1 protein-coding gene is annotated in these 1,169 nt (G+C 59.6%); it reads right to left on the reverse strand.

Annotated features, from left to right (window positions below):
• On the reverse strand, positions 1–1,169 hold a 1,169-nt coding region (gene tuf, locus BS627_RS11860), incomplete at its 3' end, for an elongation factor Tu (RefSeq protein ID WP_077983439.1).

Raw genomic sequence — 1,169 nt, forward strand, 5'->3', positions numbered from 1 at the left:
ACGATCGAGGCAACGATGCCGGCGCCGACGGTACGGCCGCCTTCGCGGATAGCGAAGCGCAGCTTTTCTTCCATCGCGATCGGAACGATCAGCTCGACGTCAACGGTGACGTTGTCGCCAGGCATAACCATTTCCGTGCCTTCAGGAAGCGTAACGATGCCCGTCACGTCCGTCGTGCGGAAGTAGAACTGCGGACGGTAGTTCGTGAAGAACGGCGTATGACGGCCGCCTTCTTCCTTCGTCAGGATGTAGGCTTCGGCCTTGAACTTCTTGTGCGGCTTGACCGAACCCGGCTTGCACAGGATCTGACCACGCTCGACGCCGTCACGGTTAACACCGCGAACCAGTGCGCCGATGTTGTCGCCGGCCTGACCCTGGTCGAGCAGCTTGCGGAACATTTCAACGCCGGTAACCGTCGTCTTCGACGTCGGACGGATGCCGACGATTTCGACTTCTTCACCAACCTTGACGATACCGCGCTCAACGCGACCCGTCACAACCGTACCACGACCCGAGATCGAGAACACGTCTTCGATCGGCATCAGGAACGGCTGGTCGATCGGACGCTCAGGCGTCGGGATGTAGGCGTCAACCGCTGCCATCAGCTCGCGGATCGCGTCTTCACCGATCTTCTTGTCGCTGTCTTCAAGAGCAGCAAGCGCCGAACCCTTGATGATCGGAATATCGTCGCCCGGGAAGTCGTAGGACGACAGAAGTTCACGAACTTCAAGCTCGACAAGCTCCAGAAGCTCGGCGTCGTCAACCTGGTCGACCTTGTTCAGGAACACGACGATCGCAGGAACGCCAACCTGACGGGCAAGCAGGATGTGCTCGCGGGTCTGCGGCATCGGGCCGTCAGCAGCCGAGCAAACCAGGATCGCGCCGTCCATCTGCGCTGCACCCGTGATCATGTTCTTCACGTAGTCGGCGTGGCCGGGGCAGTCAACGTGAGCGTAGTGACGGTTCGGCGTCTCATACTCAACGTGCGCCGTCGAAATCGTGATACCACGCGCCTTTTCTTCAGGAGCGGCGTCGATCTGGTCATACGCCTTGAACTCGCCGAAGAACTTCGTGATTGCCGCCGTCAGCGACGTCTTGCCATGGTCAACGTGACCGATCGTGCCAATGTTGACGTGCGGCTTCGTCCGCTCAAACTTGCTCTTTGCCAT

This window comes from Agrobacterium salinitolerans (genome assembly GCF_002008225.1).
GTDB lineage: Bacteria > Pseudomonadota > Alphaproteobacteria > Rhizobiales > Rhizobiaceae > Agrobacterium > Agrobacterium salinitolerans.